Source organism: Cellulomonas sp. KH9 (genome assembly GCF_900114185.1).
Taxonomy (GTDB): domain Bacteria; phylum Actinomycetota; class Actinomycetes; order Actinomycetales; family Cellulomonadaceae; genus Cellulomonas.
On record NZ_FOSE01000001.1, the window covers coordinates 335,749 to 352,504 of the forward strand.

The 16,756-nt window shown below is 76.5% G+C and carries 16 protein-coding genes; 7 read left to right on the forward strand and 9 right to left on the reverse strand.

Features of this window, described 5'->3' with window-relative positions; genetic code table 11:
• Positions 1-110: 110 nt before the first annotated feature.
• From BMZ16_RS01545 to BMZ16_RS01560, 4 genes are read right to left on the reverse strand one after another with little or no spacing between them, the layout of a single operon-like run.
• Positions 111-785 carry a response regulator gene (locus tag BMZ16_RS01545; RefSeq protein WP_089797858.1) on the reverse strand — a complete coding sequence of 225 codons (675 nt, stop codon included), beginning with the start codon at positions 783-785 and terminating at the stop codon, positions 111-113.
• Positions 782-2,434, reverse strand: a complete 1,653-nt coding sequence (locus BMZ16_RS01550; RefSeq protein ID WP_089797859.1) for a sensor histidine kinase — start codon at positions 2,432-2,434, stop codon at positions 782-784. Before BMZ16_RS01550 ends, BMZ16_RS01545 begins: the two co-directional genes overlap by 4 nt.
• Before the next feature lie 24 nt (positions 2,435-2,458).
• Entirely contained in the window at positions 2,459-3,334 is an 876-nt protein-coding gene (locus tag BMZ16_RS01555) for an ABC transporter permease (RefSeq protein WP_089797860.1), read from the reverse strand.
• Complete coding sequence (locus BMZ16_RS01560; protein WP_089797861.1) at positions 3,331-4,287, reverse strand: ABC transporter ATP-binding protein; 957 nt, start codon at positions 4,285-4,287, stop codon at positions 3,331-3,333. Before BMZ16_RS01560 ends, BMZ16_RS01555 begins: the two co-directional genes overlap by 4 nt.
• 330 nt (positions 4,288-4,617) lie before the next feature.
• On the opposite strand from BMZ16_RS01560, the gene BMZ16_RS19125 reads away from it, so the two are divergent.
• Positions 4,618-4,791: a hypothetical protein gene (locus BMZ16_RS19125; protein WP_177199556.1), complete on the forward strand. Its 174-nt coding sequence runs from the start codon at positions 4,618-4,620 to the stop codon at positions 4,789-4,791.
• Positions 4,792-4,860: 69 nt separating this feature from the next.
• Here BMZ16_RS19125 and BMZ16_RS01570 read toward each other — a convergent pair whose 3' ends face one another.
• Together BMZ16_RS01570 and BMZ16_RS01575 are read right to left on the reverse strand one after the other, a co-directional pair.
• Positions 4,861-5,643 carry an ABC transporter permease gene (locus tag BMZ16_RS01570; protein WP_089797863.1) on the reverse strand — a complete coding sequence of 261 codons (783 nt, stop codon included), beginning with the start codon at positions 5,641-5,643 and terminating at the stop codon, positions 4,861-4,863.
• The gene (locus BMZ16_RS01575) at positions 5,640-6,596 is read right to left on the reverse strand and encodes an ABC transporter ATP-binding protein (RefSeq protein ID WP_089797864.1); all 957 of its coding nucleotides are present in this window, start codon (positions 6,594-6,596) and stop codon (positions 5,640-5,642) included. Before BMZ16_RS01575 ends, BMZ16_RS01570 begins: the two co-directional genes overlap by 4 nt.
• A 102-nt stretch (positions 6,597-6,698) precedes the next feature.
• On the opposite strand from BMZ16_RS01575, the gene BMZ16_RS19500 reads away from it, so the two are divergent.
• From BMZ16_RS19500 to BMZ16_RS01590, 3 genes are all read left to right on the forward strand, one after another.
• Positions 6,699-7,502, forward strand: coding sequence for a TetR/AcrR family transcriptional regulator (locus tag BMZ16_RS19500; protein ID WP_218143294.1), 804 nt, complete (start codon positions 6,699-6,701; stop codon positions 7,500-7,502).
• Positions 7,503-7,561: 59 nt separating this feature from the next.
• The gene (locus BMZ16_RS01585) at positions 7,562-8,062 is read left to right on the forward strand and encodes a nitroreductase/quinone reductase family protein (RefSeq protein WP_089797865.1); all 501 of its coding nucleotides are present in this window, start codon (positions 7,562-7,564) and stop codon (positions 8,060-8,062) included.
• Between the two features lie 197 nt (positions 8,063-8,259).
• Positions 8,260-9,792, forward strand: coding sequence for an MFS transporter (locus tag BMZ16_RS01590; protein ID WP_089798645.1), 1,533 nt, complete (start codon positions 8,260-8,262; stop codon positions 9,790-9,792).
• 80 nt (positions 9,793-9,872) lie between these two features.
• Here the strand turns inward: BMZ16_RS01590 and BMZ16_RS01595 are convergent, their stop codons facing one another.
• The 3 genes from BMZ16_RS01595 to BMZ16_RS01605 form a co-directional block, all read right to left on the reverse strand.
• Positions 9,873-10,061 (reverse strand): antitoxin, encoded by a 189-nt coding sequence (locus BMZ16_RS01595; protein WP_089797866.1) that lies wholly within the window; start codon positions 10,059-10,061, stop codon positions 9,873-9,875.
• A 129-nt stretch (positions 10,062-10,190) separates the two neighbouring features.
• Complete coding sequence (locus BMZ16_RS01600) at positions 10,191-10,745, reverse strand: hypothetical protein (protein WP_089797867.1); 555 nt, start codon at positions 10,743-10,745, stop codon at positions 10,191-10,193.
• Positions 10,746-10,819: 74 nt separating this feature from the next.
• Positions 10,820-14,479 carry a TM0106 family RecB-like putative nuclease gene (locus BMZ16_RS01605; protein WP_089797868.1) on the reverse strand — a complete coding sequence of 1,220 codons (3,660 nt, stop codon included), beginning with the start codon at positions 14,477-14,479 and terminating at the stop codon, positions 10,820-10,822.
• Positions 14,480-14,633: 154 nt separating this feature from the next.
• Here BMZ16_RS01605 and BMZ16_RS01610 point away from each other — a divergent pair, with 154 nt between their 5' ends.
• The 3 genes from BMZ16_RS01610 (at position 14,634) to BMZ16_RS01620 (ending at position 16,754) form a co-directional block, all read left to right on the forward strand.
• The gene (locus BMZ16_RS01610) at positions 14,634-15,050 is read left to right on the forward strand and encodes a CBS domain-containing protein (RefSeq protein WP_089797869.1); all 417 of its coding nucleotides are present in this window, start codon (positions 14,634-14,636) and stop codon (positions 15,048-15,050) included.
• Positions 15,051-15,207: 157 nt separating this feature from the next.
• The gene (locus BMZ16_RS01615; protein ID WP_089797870.1) at positions 15,208-16,095 is read left to right on the forward strand and encodes an SDR family oxidoreductase; all 888 of its coding nucleotides are present in this window, start codon (positions 15,208-15,210) and stop codon (positions 16,093-16,095) included.
• Complete coding sequence (locus BMZ16_RS01620; RefSeq protein ID WP_089797871.1) at positions 16,095-16,754, forward strand: NAD(P)-binding oxidoreductase; 660 nt, start codon at positions 16,095-16,097, stop codon at positions 16,752-16,754. The genes BMZ16_RS01615 and BMZ16_RS01620 overlap by 1 nt, the downstream gene beginning before the upstream one ends.
• Positions 16,755-16,756: the final 2 nt, after the last annotated feature.

The window sequence follows — 16,756 nt, forward strand, 5'->3', positions numbered from 1 at the left end:
CGGCTACGCCTGACGGCTACGCCTGACGGCTACGCCTGCCCGGCTGCGTGCGCACCACGACGGCGCCCACCCCTCCGGGGTCGGGCGCCGTCCGCACGTCCGCCCGGCCGCTACCGGCCGGCGCGCACCAGCCCCGTCTCGTACGCCACGACGACGGCCTGCACGCGGTCCCGCACCCCGAGCTTGGCGAGGATGCGCCCGACGTGCGTCTTGACGGTCGCCTCGGACAGGAACAGCCGCTCGGCGATCTCCGCGTTCGACAGCCCGTCGGCGACCTCGCGCAGCACCTCGACCTCGCGGGGGGTGAGGTCGGCGAGGCGCGGGTGGGGTGCGTCGGGGTCGGCGACGGCTGCGTCGGCGGGCAGGTGGCCGGCGAACAGCTCGAGCATCCGGCGCGTGATGCGGGGCGACACGACGGCCTCCCCGGACGCGACGGTCCGCACGGCGGTGGCGAGCTCGGCGGGTGCGGCGTCCTTCAGCAGGAACCCGCTGGCGCCGGCGCGCAGGGCCGCGAACGCGTACTCGTCCAGGTCGAACGTGGTGAGCACCAGCACGCGGGTGTCCGGGTGCGCGGCGACGATCCGCTCGGTGGCGGCGATGCCGTCGATCCCGGGCATGCGCACGTCCATCAGCACGACGTCGGGGCGCAGCGCGGCCACCTGCTCGATCGCCGACTGCCCGTCCTGGGCCTCCCCGACGACCTCGAGGTCGTCGGTGCTGTCGATGAGCATGCGGAACCCCATGCGGATGAGCGCCTGGTCGTCGACCAGCAGGACGCGGATCATGCCTCTCCTTCGGTGGGTGCAGCGGTGGTCGACGCGTCACGCGGCGTCCCGGGCAGCAGGGCGCGCACGCGCCACCCGGCGCCGTGCGGCCCGGCCTCGAGGGTGCCGCCGAACGCGGCGGCACGGCCCGTCATGCCGGCCACGCCGCGGCCCGACCCGGGGGTCGGTGCGACCTCGGTGCCGGGCCCGCGGTCGGTGACGACGACCTCGGTCCCGTCCGGCACGCGGCGCACGGCGACGTCCACGGCGGACGTCCCGGGTGCGTGCCGCAGGGTGTTGGTCAGGGACTCCTGGACGATCCGGTAGACCGCGAGCTGCACGGTCGCGTCCAGGTCCTCCAGGCCCGCGACGGCCAGGCCCGCGGTGCGCACCGGCAGGCCCGCGGTCCGGAACCGCTCCACCAGCCGGCCCAGGTCCTCGACGCCCGGCTGGGGCGCCATCGGGGCGGCACCCGTCGACCGGTCGGGGTCGGCCTCGCCGCGGCTGCGGTCCGGGGTCCCCGCGTTCCCGGTGCCGGGCGTGCCGCCCGTGGCCGACGTCGACGCCCCGCCCGGGTTCCCGCCGACGCCCGCCGTCCCGGCGTCCGCCGCCGGTGCGTGCAGCACCCCGAGGATCCGCCGCACGTCCTCCAGTGCGCCGCGCCCGGTGTCCACGAGCTCGTCGAGCGCACGTCGTGCCTGGTCGGGGGACCGGTCGATCGCGGCGGCGGCACCGCCGCCCAGCGCGATCATCACGGTGATGGAGTGCGCGATGACGTCGTGCATCTCCCGGGCGACCCGGGCACGCTCGTCCGCCTGCGTGACGCGGGCGCGGTGCTCCTCCTCCGCGGCGCGCGCGGCCGCGGCCTCCGCGAGGGCCGCCGCCCGCAGGCGGGCGGTGCGGACCAGCGTCCCGAACGCGATGCCGAACAGCGCGAGCACGACGACGGGCAGTGCGGTGATGACCCACGACGGGGGCAGCAGCTCGGCGAGGACACCGGGCAGCCGGAACCGGGAGACCTGCCCGGCCGCGTCGGGTGCGTCGCCCGCGGCGAGGGACCCGACGAGCGCCACGCGCGGTGCGAACCGCGCGACGAGCAGCACGGGCACCACGACGGCGGCGGCCGCCGTCCACGCGGTGCGCGGCGGCCGGGCGGCCGCGACGGTGAACAGCGCGGCGGCGATCGCGAGCTCGTACCCGTTGGTGGCGCCGGCGACGGCCAGCGTCGTGACGGCCAGCGCCCCGACGGCGGCGGTCACCAGCAGAGGTCGGCGGTGCCGCGCGAGCAGCACACCCGCGCCGACGAGCGTCAGCAGCGCCGACGCGACCGCCATGGTGTCGGCCTGCTCCTGCCCGACGTACCGGCTGACGAGGTACATCGACTCCGCGCCGACGGCCATCGTCACGCCCCACGCGATGAACGCCAGGACCAGTGCGATCGTCGCGAGCGCGCGCAGCCACGTGCGGGCGGGTGCGCCGGTGAGCGTCCGCAGGCGGGCGCGTGCGCCGCGGAGGATGCGGGGTGACGACCCGTCGCGTCCCGCCGGGGTGGGCCCGGGCCCGGCGACCGCCGGGTCCCGCAGGCTCGTGGCCTGCCCGTCCGGGCTTCCGGTCGGCCCGTGAGGGCCAGGCCCGGTGGCCTGACCCTCGCGGTGCGTCGTCTCGGTCATCGCTGCATCCTCCCAGGTCACGGGTCAGGCGTCCCGACGGCGCAGCAGCACGGCGGCCGTGACCAGCGCGGCGGCGACCCAGCCGAGCAGCACCAGGTACCCCTCCCACGGACCGAGCGCGGTGGCGCCGGAGCCGGTGACGATCGAGCCGATCGAGTCGGACGTGACCAGCCGTGCGCCGGCGGCGGTCGGCAGGTACCCCGCGAGCTGCTGCAGCGGCTCCCAGGGGATGTACGCGAACGCGGGCTCGACGACGAACACCAGGCCCAGCACGGCGGTGATGCCGGCGGCGGAGCTGCGGATCACGGCACCGATCGCGTACGCCAGCGCCGTCATCGCGGCGAGGTACAGCGGCACACCGATCATCAGGCGCACGTGCTCGGCGTCGGTGAGGTCGACGCCCATGCCGATCTCGTCGAACCAGGGGGCGGCGGCCGCCCAGCCGGCGAGCGTCCCGACGAACGCGGTGGCGAACGCCAGCCCGACGACGACGGTGAGCTTGGCCCAGAGCGCCGGCAGCCGGGTGGGGGCGGCGGCGAGCGTGGAGCGGATCTGCCCGGTGCGGTACTCGCCGGTCACGGCGACCACGCCCAGGCCGCACAGGACGAGCAGCGCGAGGGTGACGCCGGACGTGACGTACGCCGGCCCGACGAAGAACCCGGGCGGGGCGTCGTCCGCGATGGTCGCGACGCTCGCGCTGCGCATCGCGGCGAGCAGCGGGAACAGCACGAAGGCCAGGGCGAGGGCCCACCACGTCGAGCGCAGCGAGCGGATCTTCACCCATTCGGCGGCGACGAGGCGGGGGAAGGTGACGGGGTGCACCGGGGTGCGGCCCTGGGCGCGGCCGGCGGGTGCCGACGTGGCCGGGGTGGGCACGGCGTGACGGGCGGACGTGGTCATCGGTGGGCTCCAGCGGTGGGACGGGTCGTGGTGGGGGCGGTGCCGGAGGTGGAGGAGCGGTACTCCACCTCGCCGCCGGTGAGCTGCAGGTAGGCCTCCTCGAGGGACACCTGGACGCTCGCGAGCTCGTGCAGCGGGATCGCGGCGGTGGCGGCGACCGCCGCGACCTGCGCCGTGGTGCTGCCGGTGACCTCGAGGACGTCGGACCCGGTGGACATGAGCTCGACGCCGGGCTCGCGGGACAGCAGCGCGGCCAGGGCGCGCACGTCGGGCGTGCGGACCCGCACGGTCGGGGGCCCGGCGAGCGCGATGACGTCCGCGACGGGCGCGTCGGCGACGACCCGCCCGCGGCCGATGACCACGAGGTGGTCCGCCGTCAGCGCCATCTCCGACATGAGGTGCGACGACAGGAAGACGGCACGGCCCTCGGCGGCGAGCCTGCGCAGCAGCGTGCGCACCCACAGCACGCCCTCGGGGTCCAGGCCGTTGACCGGCTCGTCGAGGATCAGCGTCTGCGGGTCGCCCAGCAGGGCCGCCGCGATGCCGAGGCGCTGGCCCATGCCGAGCGAGAACGTGCCGGCGCGGCGACGGGCGACGGGGCCGAGGCCGGTGAGGTCGATGACCTCGTCGACGCGTCGCGCGCCGATGCCGTGGGTGGCGGCCTGCGCCAGCAGGTGGTCGCGGGCGGACCGGCCGCCGTGCACGGCCTTGGCCTCCAGCAGCACCCCCACCTCGCCGAGCGGTGCGCGGTGCTGGGCGTACGGGCGGCCGTTGACCGTGACGCTGCCGGCGGTGGGCCGGTCGAGGCCCACGATCATGCGCATCGTCGTGGACTTGCCGGCGCCGTTGGGTCCCAGGAACCCCGTCACCTTGCCCGGCTGGACCGTGAAGGTCATGCCGTCGACGACGGTCTTGTCGCCGTACCTCTTCGTCAGACCGTGGGCCTCGATCATGCGTCCTCCTCGTTCGGGTGTGACTCGAACGTACGGACGCGGGTGCCGCCGGCGGGACGCCCGCGAGGACCATCTGCGCAGGTGCCGGGCATACGCCGGAAGGATGACGCCCGTCCCCCCGGGCGACGCGCGGGCGCTCGTTGGTCCGCGCGCCGGGTGACCACTGGTCAGTTGGGGGCACCTGCGGTCGATCGGAGTGCCCCCAAGTGACCAGTGGCCGCCGGCGGGGGGGCGGGGGGCGGGGGAGGAGAGAGAGGCGGGTTCGTTGCGCGCGACAGGGGCGGGTCCGCGTGTCACGATCGTGTGCTCACCGACGAGAGGGAGGCCACCATGTCCGTCCCCGACGACGCCGTCACCCCGACGCCCGACGAGGTCCCCGACCCCGTGGAGGCGACCGCCCCGCGCGCCGACCCGCCCCCGGACGAGGACGAGGCCGGGCAGCCCGACGAGGAGGGCACGATCCTGCCCGTCCCGGGCAACCGGATGGGCAACGGCGTGGCGTAGCAGGCCCTGGTACGACGACGGTGGCGCCCCCGGGTCGGGGCGCCACCGTCGTGTCGGGACCCGCTGCCCTCAGGCGCGGCGCCGCAGCGCCAGCGCCGCCCCCACCAGCGAGGCCGCGGCCCACGCGAGCAGCACGACGAGCGAGCGCCCCGGCATCGTGAACGTGTCCTGCGCCAGCCCGGCGCGCACCAGCTGGGCCATCGGCTCGACGGGCAGCCACTCGTGCGCGGTCTGCAGCCAGGCCGGCATGCGCTCGGCGGGGTAGGACACGGGGGAGAACAGCAGGACGACGAACACCAGCGCCTGCGTGATGAGCATGGCGAGCTGTGGCGGCAGCAGCGTCGCCATGGCGTAGCCGACGGCGGCGGCCGTCAGGGAGACCAGCACGGTGGCGGGCAGCAGCCACGGCGCGAGCGACAGGTCCACGTCGAAGCGCAGCACCCCGGCGACGACGCCCAGGGCCATGCCGGGCAGCGCGATCAGCGTCCACACCAGCAGGTCGGACAGCAGGAACGCGATGCGCGGCACGGGCAGCGTGCGCATCCAGTCGAGCGAGCCCTCCATGCGTGACTGGCCGACCATCTGCGGGACCATCACGAGGCCCACGGTGACGAGCGTGATGGTCGGCGCACCCGTGGCCAGGAACAACGCGGTGACGGGGTCGGGGTCCCCGACGAGCAGCCCGTAGCCGACGACGGTGGCCACGGCCATGAAGACCTGCACGACCACCATGAGCGGCAGGAACTGCGACTGGCGGCGCAGCTGCCACTGCGCGAGCAGCAGGGTCTGGCGCACACCGTCCGTGCGCGTCGGCGCGGTGACGGTGGGCGCGGGGGCGGTGAGCGTCGTCATGCTGCCGGGACCTCCTCGGTGGTGTCGGCGGGCTCGCCGACGAGCTGCACGTACACGTCCTCGAGCGACGCGGGCGTCAGGGCGTAGCGCTCGAGCCGCCCGGCGTCGACCTCGCCCTGCGCCCAGCGCACGACGTCGGCGGCGGCGTCGGACGGCACGGTGGCCGTCGCGCGCAGGTGCCCGACGACCCGGTCGCGGGCGGCGGGGTGCCACCGCACGTCGACGCGGGGCGCGGTGTCGACCTCGAGCGTGAGGCTGCCGCGCAGGTGGGCGGTGAGGCCCGCGGGGGTGTCGGCGGCGAGCACGACGCCGCGGTCGAGCACCGCGAGGTGGTCCACGACGCGCTCGGCCTCGCGGACGTTGTGCGTCACCAGCAGGACGCCGTGCCCGGCGTCGGCCAGCCCGCGGATCTGCTGCCAGAGCAGGCGGCGGCGCACCGGGTCGACGTCGTTGGTGGGCTCGTCGAGCACCACGAGCCTGCCGGGCGCGACCGTGGTCATGGCGAACGCGGTGAGCCGTGCGACGCCACCGGACACCTTCTCGGCGGGGGTGTCGGCCCACGGGCCGAGGTCCAGGGCGTCGAGCAGGTGGTCCGCGCGGCGGCGCACGTCGGCGGGCGACGCGCCGCGGATGCGCCCGACGAGCTCGATGGCCCGCCGCGGCGTCAGCCCGCTGATGGGCACGTTGGCCTGCGCCTGGATGGACACCAGGCGACGGGCCTGCTCGGGGTGCGCGACGGCGTCGGCGCCGGCCACGGTGATGGTGCCCGCGTCGGGGCGGACGATCCCCACCACCTGGTGCACGAGCGTGGTCTTCCCCGCGCCGTTGTGTCCCAGCAGCCCGACGACCTGGCCGGCCGCCACGTCGAGGTCGATCCCGTCGTTCGCCTGCACGCCGCGTCGTCCGCGGTACCGCTTGCGCAGCCCCCGGACGGTCAGCACGTCCTCACCCATGGTCTCTCCACTCTCGGATACCAGTTGGTATGTGGCAGACGGTACGGCTAGATACCGCGCGGTATCAACCCCTCGGTATGAATCAGTCGTACGCTGGGGTGCATGGCCGACGACCGCGACCGCCTCTCCGCCGCCAGCCGTGCCCTCGCCGACGCTGCCGCCCAGCTGACCCGGGCCCTCGGTGCCCAGGCGGAACGCGTGGTCCCCGACGTCACGGACGCCGTGGCGGAGGGGCTGCGCGAGGCGGCCCGCGAGCTCGCCGACGTCACGGGCTCCCTCGCGGACGACGTGCGCACCCGGGACCAGCGTCGTCGCCGCAAGGTCGACCGCACCCGCGCGGACCTGCTCGACGCGGCGGCCCGCGTCTTCGCCGCCCGCGGGTTCGAGGGGGCGTCCGTCGACGACGTCGCCGCCGAGGCGGGGTACACCAAGGGCGCGGTCTACGCGCACTTCGGCTCCAAGCGCGAGCTCTTCCTCGCGGTCGCGCGCGCACGGCTCGGTGAGGCGGGGGACCCGTCGCAGCACACCCTGCCCGGCGTCGCACCCGACGGCGTGGACGTCGACGCGCTCGCGGACGGGCTCGCGCGCAGCTCCGACGACCCGCGCCTGCTGCTGACCGTCGAGATCCTCGCCTACGCCCTGCGTCACCCCGAGGACGCCGACGATCTGGCGGACTCCTACGCCCACGCCTTCGACGCGCTCGTCGAGCACGTCGCCGACCTGCGGCGCGCCCGCGACGCCCGCGACGGCCGGCCCTTCGACCCCGGCACCACGCAGGACGACCGGGACACGGCCCTCGGCATCGTCGCCCTGCTCAACGTCGCACCGCTGGGCGCCCGGCTGCTCGGGCCGGAGCACGTCACGCCCGCCGCCGGGGCGCGCGTGATCGCCCGCCTGCTGGGCTGACCCGGGCCCCACGCCCCGGCCCCTGGACGCCGCGCCGCCCCGGCTGCCACGCTCGCCGGATGACGGACACGGCAGGGGGCTGGTTCGAGCGGCGGTGGGCGGCGTGGCTGCGCGGCCACTACCGCGGCGGGCGGGGCGACGCGTTCGCCCGCCGTTCGTCACGGGCCTACGCGGCACTCGCGCGCACGGGGCTGACGCCCCGGCGGTGGGTCACCCTCGAGGTGCCCGGGCGACGCACCGGGCAGACCACCCGGTTCCCCCTGGCGATGGCCGACGTCGACGGGCGCTGGCACCTCGTCTCGATGCTGGGGGAGTGCGCCTGGGTGTGGAACGTCCGCGCCGCCGACGGCCACGCCGTCCTGCACCACGGCCGGCGCCGGGCCGTGCACCTCGTCGAGATCCCCGTCGAGGAGCGCGCGGCGGTCATCCGCCGGTTCGTCCAGGTGGCGCCCGGCGGACGCCCGCACGTGGGCGTCGACCGCCGCGAGCCGGTCGCCGCCTTCGAGGCGATCGCCGCCGACCACCCCGTCTTCCGTGTGGAGCCCGCCGCCGCGGGGTAGCGGCGCGTCACCACCCGAGCCGCGGCCGCGTCCCGCCACGGACACGGGTCCGAGGGCACTGGCGTCCGACCGCGTCCTGGGTGACGATGCGCAGCGGTGCCGACGACGCCACCGCGCGGCCGACCGGTCGCGCCCGACCGCCCCCGTGGCGGTAGCCGCCAGGAGGCCCCGTGACCGGACAGGACGTCCCGCTCGACATGCCCGGCGACGGCGACGCGTCCGCGGGGGCGCGCGTGCGACCGACCGACCCCGCCCCGGGCGCGGTCGCACCCCCCGCCGGCGACCCGGCGGCGCGCCTCGACGGGCTGCCCGTCACCCGCCGGCACGTGCGGCTCCTGCTGGGCTCCGGCGTCGGGTGGACGTTCGACGCGATGGACGTCGGGCTCATCTCCTTCGTCATCGCCCAGCTCGCCGTGGTGTGGGGCACCGACGCGACCACGCTCGGCTGGATCGCGTCGGCCGGGTTCGTCGGGATGGCCGTGGGCGCCGCCCTGGGCGGGCTGCTCGCCGACCGCATCGGACGACGGCAGGTCTTCGCGCTGACGCTCCTCGTCTACGGCCTGGCCACGGGCGCGTCCGCGCTCGCGGGCGGGGTCGCCGTGCTCATGGCGCTGCGGTTCGTCGTCGGGCTCGGGCTGGGCGCGGAGCTGCCCGTCGCGTCCACGCTGGTCAGCGAGTTCGCGCCGCCCCGCATCCGCGGCCGGGCCGTCGTCGTCCTGGAGTCGTTCTGGGCGGTGGGCTGGATGCTCGCGGCCGTCGTCGGGTACCTCGTGGTGCCGTCGGGCGACGACGGGTGGCGGTGGGCGCTCGCACTCGGCGCGCTGCCGGCGGTGTACGCCGTGGTGGTGCGCCGCGGCCTGCCGGAGTCCGTGCGGTTCCTGCTGGCACGCGGCCGGCACGACGAGGCCGACCGGGTGGTCGCCGGCATGGAGGCGTCGCCCGCCGTGGGCCACGGCGGGCTGACGGGCGCCCAGGTGCGCGACCGGGCCGCGGCCGACGGTGCGTCGCCCGCCGGGGCCGCCCCCGGACCCGCCGTCGCACCCGCCGTCGCACCCGCCGTCGCACCCGCCCGCGAGCCCGTCGCACCTGCCGGCGAGCCCGTCGCGCCCGCCGGCCAGCCCGTCACACCCGAGGCACCGCCCCGGCTCGCGGCGCTGTGGGCGCCCGGCCTGCGGCGCCGCACCACGGCGCTGTGGGTGGTGTGGTTCGCCGTCAACTTCTCCTACTACGGCGCGTTCATCTGGCTGCCGTCCCTGCTCGCGGCCGACGGGCACACCCTGGTGCGGTCGTTCGAGTACACGCTGATCATCACGCTGGGCCAGCTGCCCGGGTACGCGGCCGCCGCGGTGCTGGTCGAGACGTGGGGCCGGCGCCGGACCCTGGCCGCGTTCCTGGCGGGATCCGCCCTCGCCGCGGGGCTGTTCGCGGTCGCGTCGGGCGACGTGCAGATCGTCGGCGCGGGGCTGCTGCTGTCGTTCTTCAACCTCGGCGCGTGGGGCGCGCTGTACGCCGTGACCCCCGAGCTGTACCCGACCCGGGTGCGCAGCACCGGCGCCGGCTGGGCCGCGGGCATCGGGCGCACCGCGTCCGTGCTCGCACCGCTCGCCGTCCCGCAGCTGCGCGAGCTCGGCGGCACGGGGCTGCTGTTCGCGGTCTTCGCGGCCGTGTTCGTCGTCGCCGCCCTCGGGGCGCTGGCACTGCCGGAGCGCACCGGCGAGAGCCTGACGTAGCGGGGGACCGTCGCGCCCGGGGCGTCGGCACGCCGTCGCCGGCGCCCCTCCGCCGACGCCCCGGGTGGCTGGGGCACCCCTCAGGGGCGGTGCTTCTGCTCGTCCAGCTGGTCCTTGGCCGCGTCGACGACCTTGTCGATCTTCGCGTCCGTGCCGTCGTCCGTGCGCGACTTGAGCGCGTCGGCCGCCTTGTCGAGCGCCTGCTTGGCCTGCTCCTCGCGGCCCGACACCGCCCCGCGCGCCTTGTTCACCAGGTCGTCGATGCCCATGGGTGGTCTCCGTCCGTGCGTCCCGGCGCCGACGGGTCGGCACCCTGGTTCCAGTGTGCGTCCGCGCGCGGCGGGCGGCCCCTCGAGCGGGCGGGTGGCCCCGCCCCGGCGGCGGTACCGCCGCGGCGGTCAGTCGCCGCGCTCGACCCCGTCGACCGTGCCGGCGGGCGGCAGGTCGTCGCCCCCGGTCGTCATGCGGTCGACGTCCGTGCCGTCGGCCTGCTCGACGCGGGTCGCGTCGGTCACCGGCTCCTCGTCCCACTCGATGTCGTCGGGGTAGTCGGCCGGGATGTCGTCCGTGACGTCCTCGCCGGCCGTGACTGCGGTCTCCTCGACCACGGTCCCGTCGGCGACCACGGCCGCGCCCTCGTCGTCGTCGACGCCCTCGTCGTCGGCCACGTCCTCGTCGTGCGGCACGGCCCCACCGTCGGGCGCGGACTGCGCTGCGGCCTCGGTGAGCTCCTCGCTCAGCTCCTCCGTGCGGGCCTCGACCTCGGCGCGCTGCTGCGCGATCGCCTCGCGGATGCGGTCGGCCTGCGTGGCGAGCTCGGTGCGCACGTGCTCGACGCTCGCGTCGATCGTGGCCCGCGCCTCCGCGTCGATCCGCTCGAACTCCTGCGCGAGCGCCTGCTCCTCGGTGCGCAGCGCCGTGCGCACCCGCTCGAACTCCTCGTCCACGCCCATGGCTGCCTCCGGCTCGTCGGTCCTGACGTGCGGCGCCGCCGCACCCGGGCGTCGCGCCCGTCCCGGTGCCGACGCTACGTGCCCGGCGGCGGCTGCACGACCGATCGGGTGGTGAGCCCCACGAACGCGCCCAGCCGTTCGAGCGACTCGGGCTGCCGCGGCAGGGTGCGCGTGAGGTGCGTCGAGCGGACCACGAACGCCGCCCACTGACCGCGGGAGACGGCGACGTTGAGCCGGTTCCGGTCGAGCAGGAAGTCCAGGCCGCGCGGCACCTGCGCGGGTGACGACGCGGCGGTCGTCACGATCACGACGGGCGCCTCCTGCCCCTGGAACCGGTCGACCGTGCCGACGCGGGTGTCCGTGAAGCCGGCCGCGTCGAGCCGCTGCCGCACCGTCCACACCTGCGCGTTGTACGCGGCGACCACCAGGACGTCGGCGGGCGTCAGCGGACGGGCGGGCTCGGCGGCGTCGGGGTCGCGCCACGTGCGCCCCACGAGGTCGGCGACGAACCGCACCACCACGTCGGCCTCCTGCGGGGACGCGACGGCGTTGCCCTCGTGCTCGACCAGCACCCCGTGGACCCCGGCCGGTACCCCGTCGAGCGACCGTCGTGCCGCGCGCGGCGCCGACACGAGGCGCCCCTCGTACGCGAGCGTCGAGACCGCCGCGCACAGCTCGGGGTGCATCCGGTACGTCACGGGCAGGAAGTACCCGAGGTCGGCCGGCAGCGTGTCGTGCCCGTCGGTGAGCCAGCCCAGCGCGCTGCGGTCCACCGGCTCGGGGTGGGTGCCCTGGCTGACCTGCGGCAGCTGCTGCGGGTCGCCCAGCAGCAGCAGGTTGCGGGCGGCACCGGCGACGGCGAACGTGGTCGCCAGCGCGAACTGCCCCGCCTCGTCGACCACCAGCAGGTCGAGCGGCTCGGCGGGGAGCCGCTTGGCGCTGACCAGGTCCCAGGCCGTGCCGCCGAGCACCGCACCGGCACCCCCGCGGCCACCGGGGTGCGCGGCCCAGAACGCGCGGAACCCCGCGTCGGGCACCCACGTCCACGGTGCGTCCGGGTCGGCGGTGCGGGCGTCGGACGAGCCCGGCGCCTTCTTGGCGATCGCGTCGCGCGGGACGCCGGCCGCGGCGACGCCGCGCAGCATGTTCTCGACCACCGCGTGCGACTGCGCGACGACACCGATCCGCCACCCCCGGGCGACCAGCGCCGCGACCACCCGCGCACCGGTGTACGTCTTGCCGGTCCCGGGCGGGCCCTGGACCGCGAGGTACGAGTCGTCGAGGTCCGTCACGGCGCGCGTCAGCACGTCGACCAGGTCGCCGTCGACCTGCGCGACCGGGGGCAGCGGGCGGCCCGAGCGGGTCCGCGGCGGCGTGCGCCGGGCCAGGTCCAGCACGGCGGCGCGGGGGAGCGGCAGGTCGGTGGCGTCCTGCGGCACCCCCTGCACGGTGTCGAGCACCTGCTGCGCGAGCCCACGGATCGCCTCGCGCAGCGGTCCGGTCCCGATCGGCCCGGACGGCGCCAGGGCCATGGGCAGCTCCGCGAACGCGGCGGATCCCCGCGGGCGCGTCTCCTCGACCAGCAGCACGTCCCGCACGGCCGAGCCCTCGGGGCGTGCCGTCACGTCCAGCACGGTCATGCGCTCGCACCAGCCGCGCGGCGCGTCCACGGTCCGCCTGACGCACTCGGGCAGCGGCGGCTCGTACAGGCCGACGGCCTGTGCACCGGGCCGCAGGTCGCTGCCCGGCTCGAGCCGCCCGGTCATGCGCAGCACGCGACGCTCGACCTGCTTGCCCGCCGGCAGGTGCCAGTCGGTGACGACCTCGACGGCGCCGGGGCGGTCCGCGAGCAGCACGTTGCGCCGCTCCGTCCAGTCCGAGGGGTGCGCGCCGAGCCGGTCGAAGTGCCCCCACCAGTAGGGCTTGTCCTCACGCTGGTGGTACCGCAGGGCCGCGCCGACGAGCGCGACGGCCTGGCGCGCGGGGGAGCGGACGACACCCTCGGCCGGCCCCGGGCCGGCGACCGCGAGCAGCGCGTCCTCCAGCGGGTCGGGCGCGGCGAGCTCGGCCGCGCGGGCCTCGGCCGTCGGGTCGAGGACGACGGGCCGCGACGGCGCGACCCCCTGCTCGGCCAGCCGCGCCAGCAGCCAGTCCCGCAGCCCCAGCGTGGAGTCGCAGTCGTAGTGGTTGTAGACCTCGATGGCCTTGATGCGGTCGGTCCAGTCGTCCAGGCGGCCGGCGTCGCGCGCGGCGACCGCCTCGGCGTACTCGACGATCGAGTCCGCCGCGTTCGTGACGCCGTCCCCGCGGCCCGTCGCCATGTACAGCGGCTCGAGCTTCTTCAGCGAGTACGAGCGCTGCCCCGTCCGCACGCCCGCCTTCACCGCGGCGTACAGGTCGACCAGCAGGCCCTCGCGCAGCAGCGCGTCGACCTGCGCCTCGCCCTCGCCGTGGCGCGCGGCCAGGCGCCGCAGCGTCGACTTCTCGTACGCCGCGTAGTGGTAGACGTGCATGCCGGGGAACCGGGTGCGGCGCTCCGCGAGGTACGCCAGGAAGTCGCGCAGCGCGACGCGCTCGGCTGCGCGGTCGTGCGCCCAGAACGCGACGAAGGGCGCCTCCGCGCCCGGCTCCGGCGGGTTCTCCACCACGCCGAACAGGTACTCCAGCCCCCACGCGTCGGGCTCACCGGCCATCGCCGCGTCGTACCAGAGCGGGTCGCCCTCGAAGTCGAAGAAGATGTCGCCCGGGTCCGGCGGCGGCAGCAGCGCCGCCACTGCCTGCGGGTCGGTGACCTGGTACGGCACGTCTGTGGGGTGCGCCGGGTCGGGGTTGCGCGCCTCGAGCTCGAGCTGCAGGCGCGCCTGCAGCCGGGCCCGCGCGACGGCGGCCGGGCTGAGCCCCTCGACCTCCAGGCCGTCGGGCGCCGTGGCCAGCGCCTCGACGGTCGCGATGCCGACCGTGGCCAGCGCCGCCCGCTGCCGCTCGTACACCCCGGCCACCAGGGCGACGTCCCGCCGCACCTCGAGCTCGTGGGTGCACAGCGAGCACCGCCCGCACGCGGCCCAGCGCCCGTCGCCCCACACCACCGGACCCTGCTCGGCGCGGTGCGCGTCCAGCACGTCCTGCAGCCGGGCGCGCCGGTCCAGGTACACGGGCACCAGGTCGGCCACGGCGTGCCGCGTGACGGCGCCGTCGCCGAGCGCCAGCTGGACCTCGCGCGCCACCGGCAGGCCCGCCCGGGTCAGCTGGTCCGCGTACGCCGCGACCTGCAGCAGCGCGGTCGGCTGCGCGTTGCGGGCCAGCTTGGCGTCGCGCACGGACCAGGCGCCGTCCTCGTCCCGCACGACGAAGTCCGCGCGGCCCACGAACCTGCCGTCGAAGAACGCGGCCTGGTGCACCACGTCCGCGGTGCCCAGCAGGTCCAGGGTCGCGGCCTGCGCCGCCTCGAGGTGCGCCCGCGACCGGGGGTCGCCCGTGCCCGGCACCTGGGCCAGACCACCCCGTGCCCCGGGCCGCCACACCCCGTACCGGTGCACCAGCGAGCGCAGCACCCGCTGCTCGTGCTCGTCGCCCAGGTGCGCGACGCGCGCGAGCACGACGTCCGCGTCGGGGGTGACCGCGGCGGCGCGGCCCAGGTGGGCGTCGAGCGCCCGGAGCACCGCGTACTCGCAGGCCGCGGCGGCGGTCAGGTCGCTCGCGGAGTACGTCAGGGTGCCGTCGTCGAGCAGGATCACACCGGCAGGCTACGGCCGACCCCCGACACCTCGGCCGACCCGTGCCCGCGGTGCGGCGGCGGCTCCCTCGGGATGCGGACCGGCGCACCGTCCCCGACGGTGGTGTCCCGGCGGCGCCCCCGCGTCGCCGCACCCCCAGCACAGGAGGACGCACATGACCCGCACGGTCTCCGAGCTCATGACGCCCCACCCGACGGTCGTCGAGGTCACCGACACGCTGCACGCGGTCGCGCAGACCATGGCGACGCAGGACGTCGGGTCGCTCGTGGTGGCGCAGGACGGCACGGTCGTCGGCATCGTCACCGACCGCGACCTCGTCGTCCGCGGCCTGGCGGAGGGCCTCGGCCTGGACGTCCCCGTCGGCCGGATCGCGACGGGCGACCCGCTGACCGTGGCCCCGGACGACGACCTGCGCGACGTCGTGCGCATCATGCGCGAGCAGGCGGTCCGGCGCGTCCCGGTCGTCGAGGGCGGGCAGGCCGTCGGGGTCCTCAGCATCGGGGACCTGGCCGCCGAGCTCGACCCCACGTCGGCGCTCGCGGACATCTCCGAGGCACCGGCCAACGACTGAGACGCGGCCCGCGCGGCCCGGCGGCCACCCCACCCGGGGCGGCCGCCGCCGCGCTGCCCACGGCCCGCCCCGTACGGCCCGCGGGTCGGCTCCCACGAGCGGGTGGGACGGCCCCGCTCCGGATGCCGGTCCGCGTCGTCACTACCACCATGGACGCATGGCTGACCAGACCACACCCCAGGACCCGACCACCCAGCACCCCGACCCGGACACGCAGACGGCCGAGCAGATCGAGCACCCGGGGCGGACCGAGGACATGCGCAAGGAGCCCGACCACGGCGAGGAGTCGTACCGCGGCTCCGGGCGCCTGGAGGGGCGTCGTGCGCTCATCACCGGCGGTGACTCCGGCATCGGCCGCGCCGTGGCCATCGCCTTCGCCCGTGAGGGCGCCGACGTCGCGATCTCCTACCTCCCCGAGGAGGAGGAGGACGCCCGCGTCACGCTCGCCTGGATCGAGAAGGCCGGCCGCAAGGGCCTGCTGCTGCCCGGCGACATCCGTGACGAGGCGCTCGCGCGGTCCCTGCCGGACCGCGCCGCGCAGGAGCTCGGCGGGCTCGACGTGCTCGTCAACAACGCCGCGTACCAGATGGCGCAGTCCGGGCTGGCGGACATCACGACCGAGCAGCTGGACCGCGTGCTGAAGACCAACGTCTACGCGATGTTCTGGATCACGCAGGCCGCGCTGCCGCACCTGAGCAGCGGGGCCTCGATCATCAACACCTCGTCGATCCAGGCGTTCGACCCCAGCCCCGGCCTGCTGGACTACGCGTCCACCAAGGCCGCGATCTACAACTTCACGATGGGCCTGGCGCAGCAGCTCGCGGAGGACGGCATCCGCGTCAACGCCGTGTGCCCCGGCCCCATCTGGACCCCGCTGATCCCCGCGACGATGAACGCGGAGAAGGTGGAGAGCTTCGGCGCCGACACCCCGCTGGGCCGGGCCGGGCAGCCGGCCGAGCTGGCGCCCGCCTACGTGTTCCTCGCGTCGCAGGAGTCGTCGTACGTCACCGGCGACCGCATCCTGGTGACCGGCGGGCGGTCCTGATGCGCGTCGTCGTCGTGGGCGGCCACGGCAAGGTGGCGCGTCTGCTGGCCCCGCTGCTGGTCGCCCGCGGCGACGACGTCGTCCCGCTGGTGCGCCGTCCGGAGCACGCGGACGAGCTGGCCGCGGTGGGTGCGCAGCCCGCGCTGCTGGACATCGAGGCGGCCGACGCGGACGACTTCGCCGCCGTGCTGGCCGGCGCGGACGCCGTGGTGTTCGCGGCCGGTGCCGGCGCCGACGGGCGCGCGGACCGCAAGCGCACCGTCGACCTCGAGGGGTCGCTGAAGTCGCAGGAGGGCGCCCGCCGCGCGGGCGTCCGGCGGTTCGTGCAGGTCTCCGCGATCGGTGTCGACGAGCCCATCACCGACGACATGCAGGCCGTCTGGGCGGCGTACGTGGTGGCCAAGCGCGACGCCGACGAGGCGCTGCGCGACTCGGGCCTCGACTGGACGATCCTGCGGCCCGGCGGCCTGACCGACGACCCCGGCACCGGCCGGGTGCGGCTGGCCGACAGCGTGCCGCGCGGGGAGGTCCCGCGCGCCGACGTCGCCGCCGTGGTGGCCGCCGTGCTGGCCGACCCCGCGAGCGTCGGGCACCAGTGGGAGCTGGTCGGCGGGGACACCCCGATCGCGGACGCGCTCGCGGCGGCCGCGGGGTCCTGAGC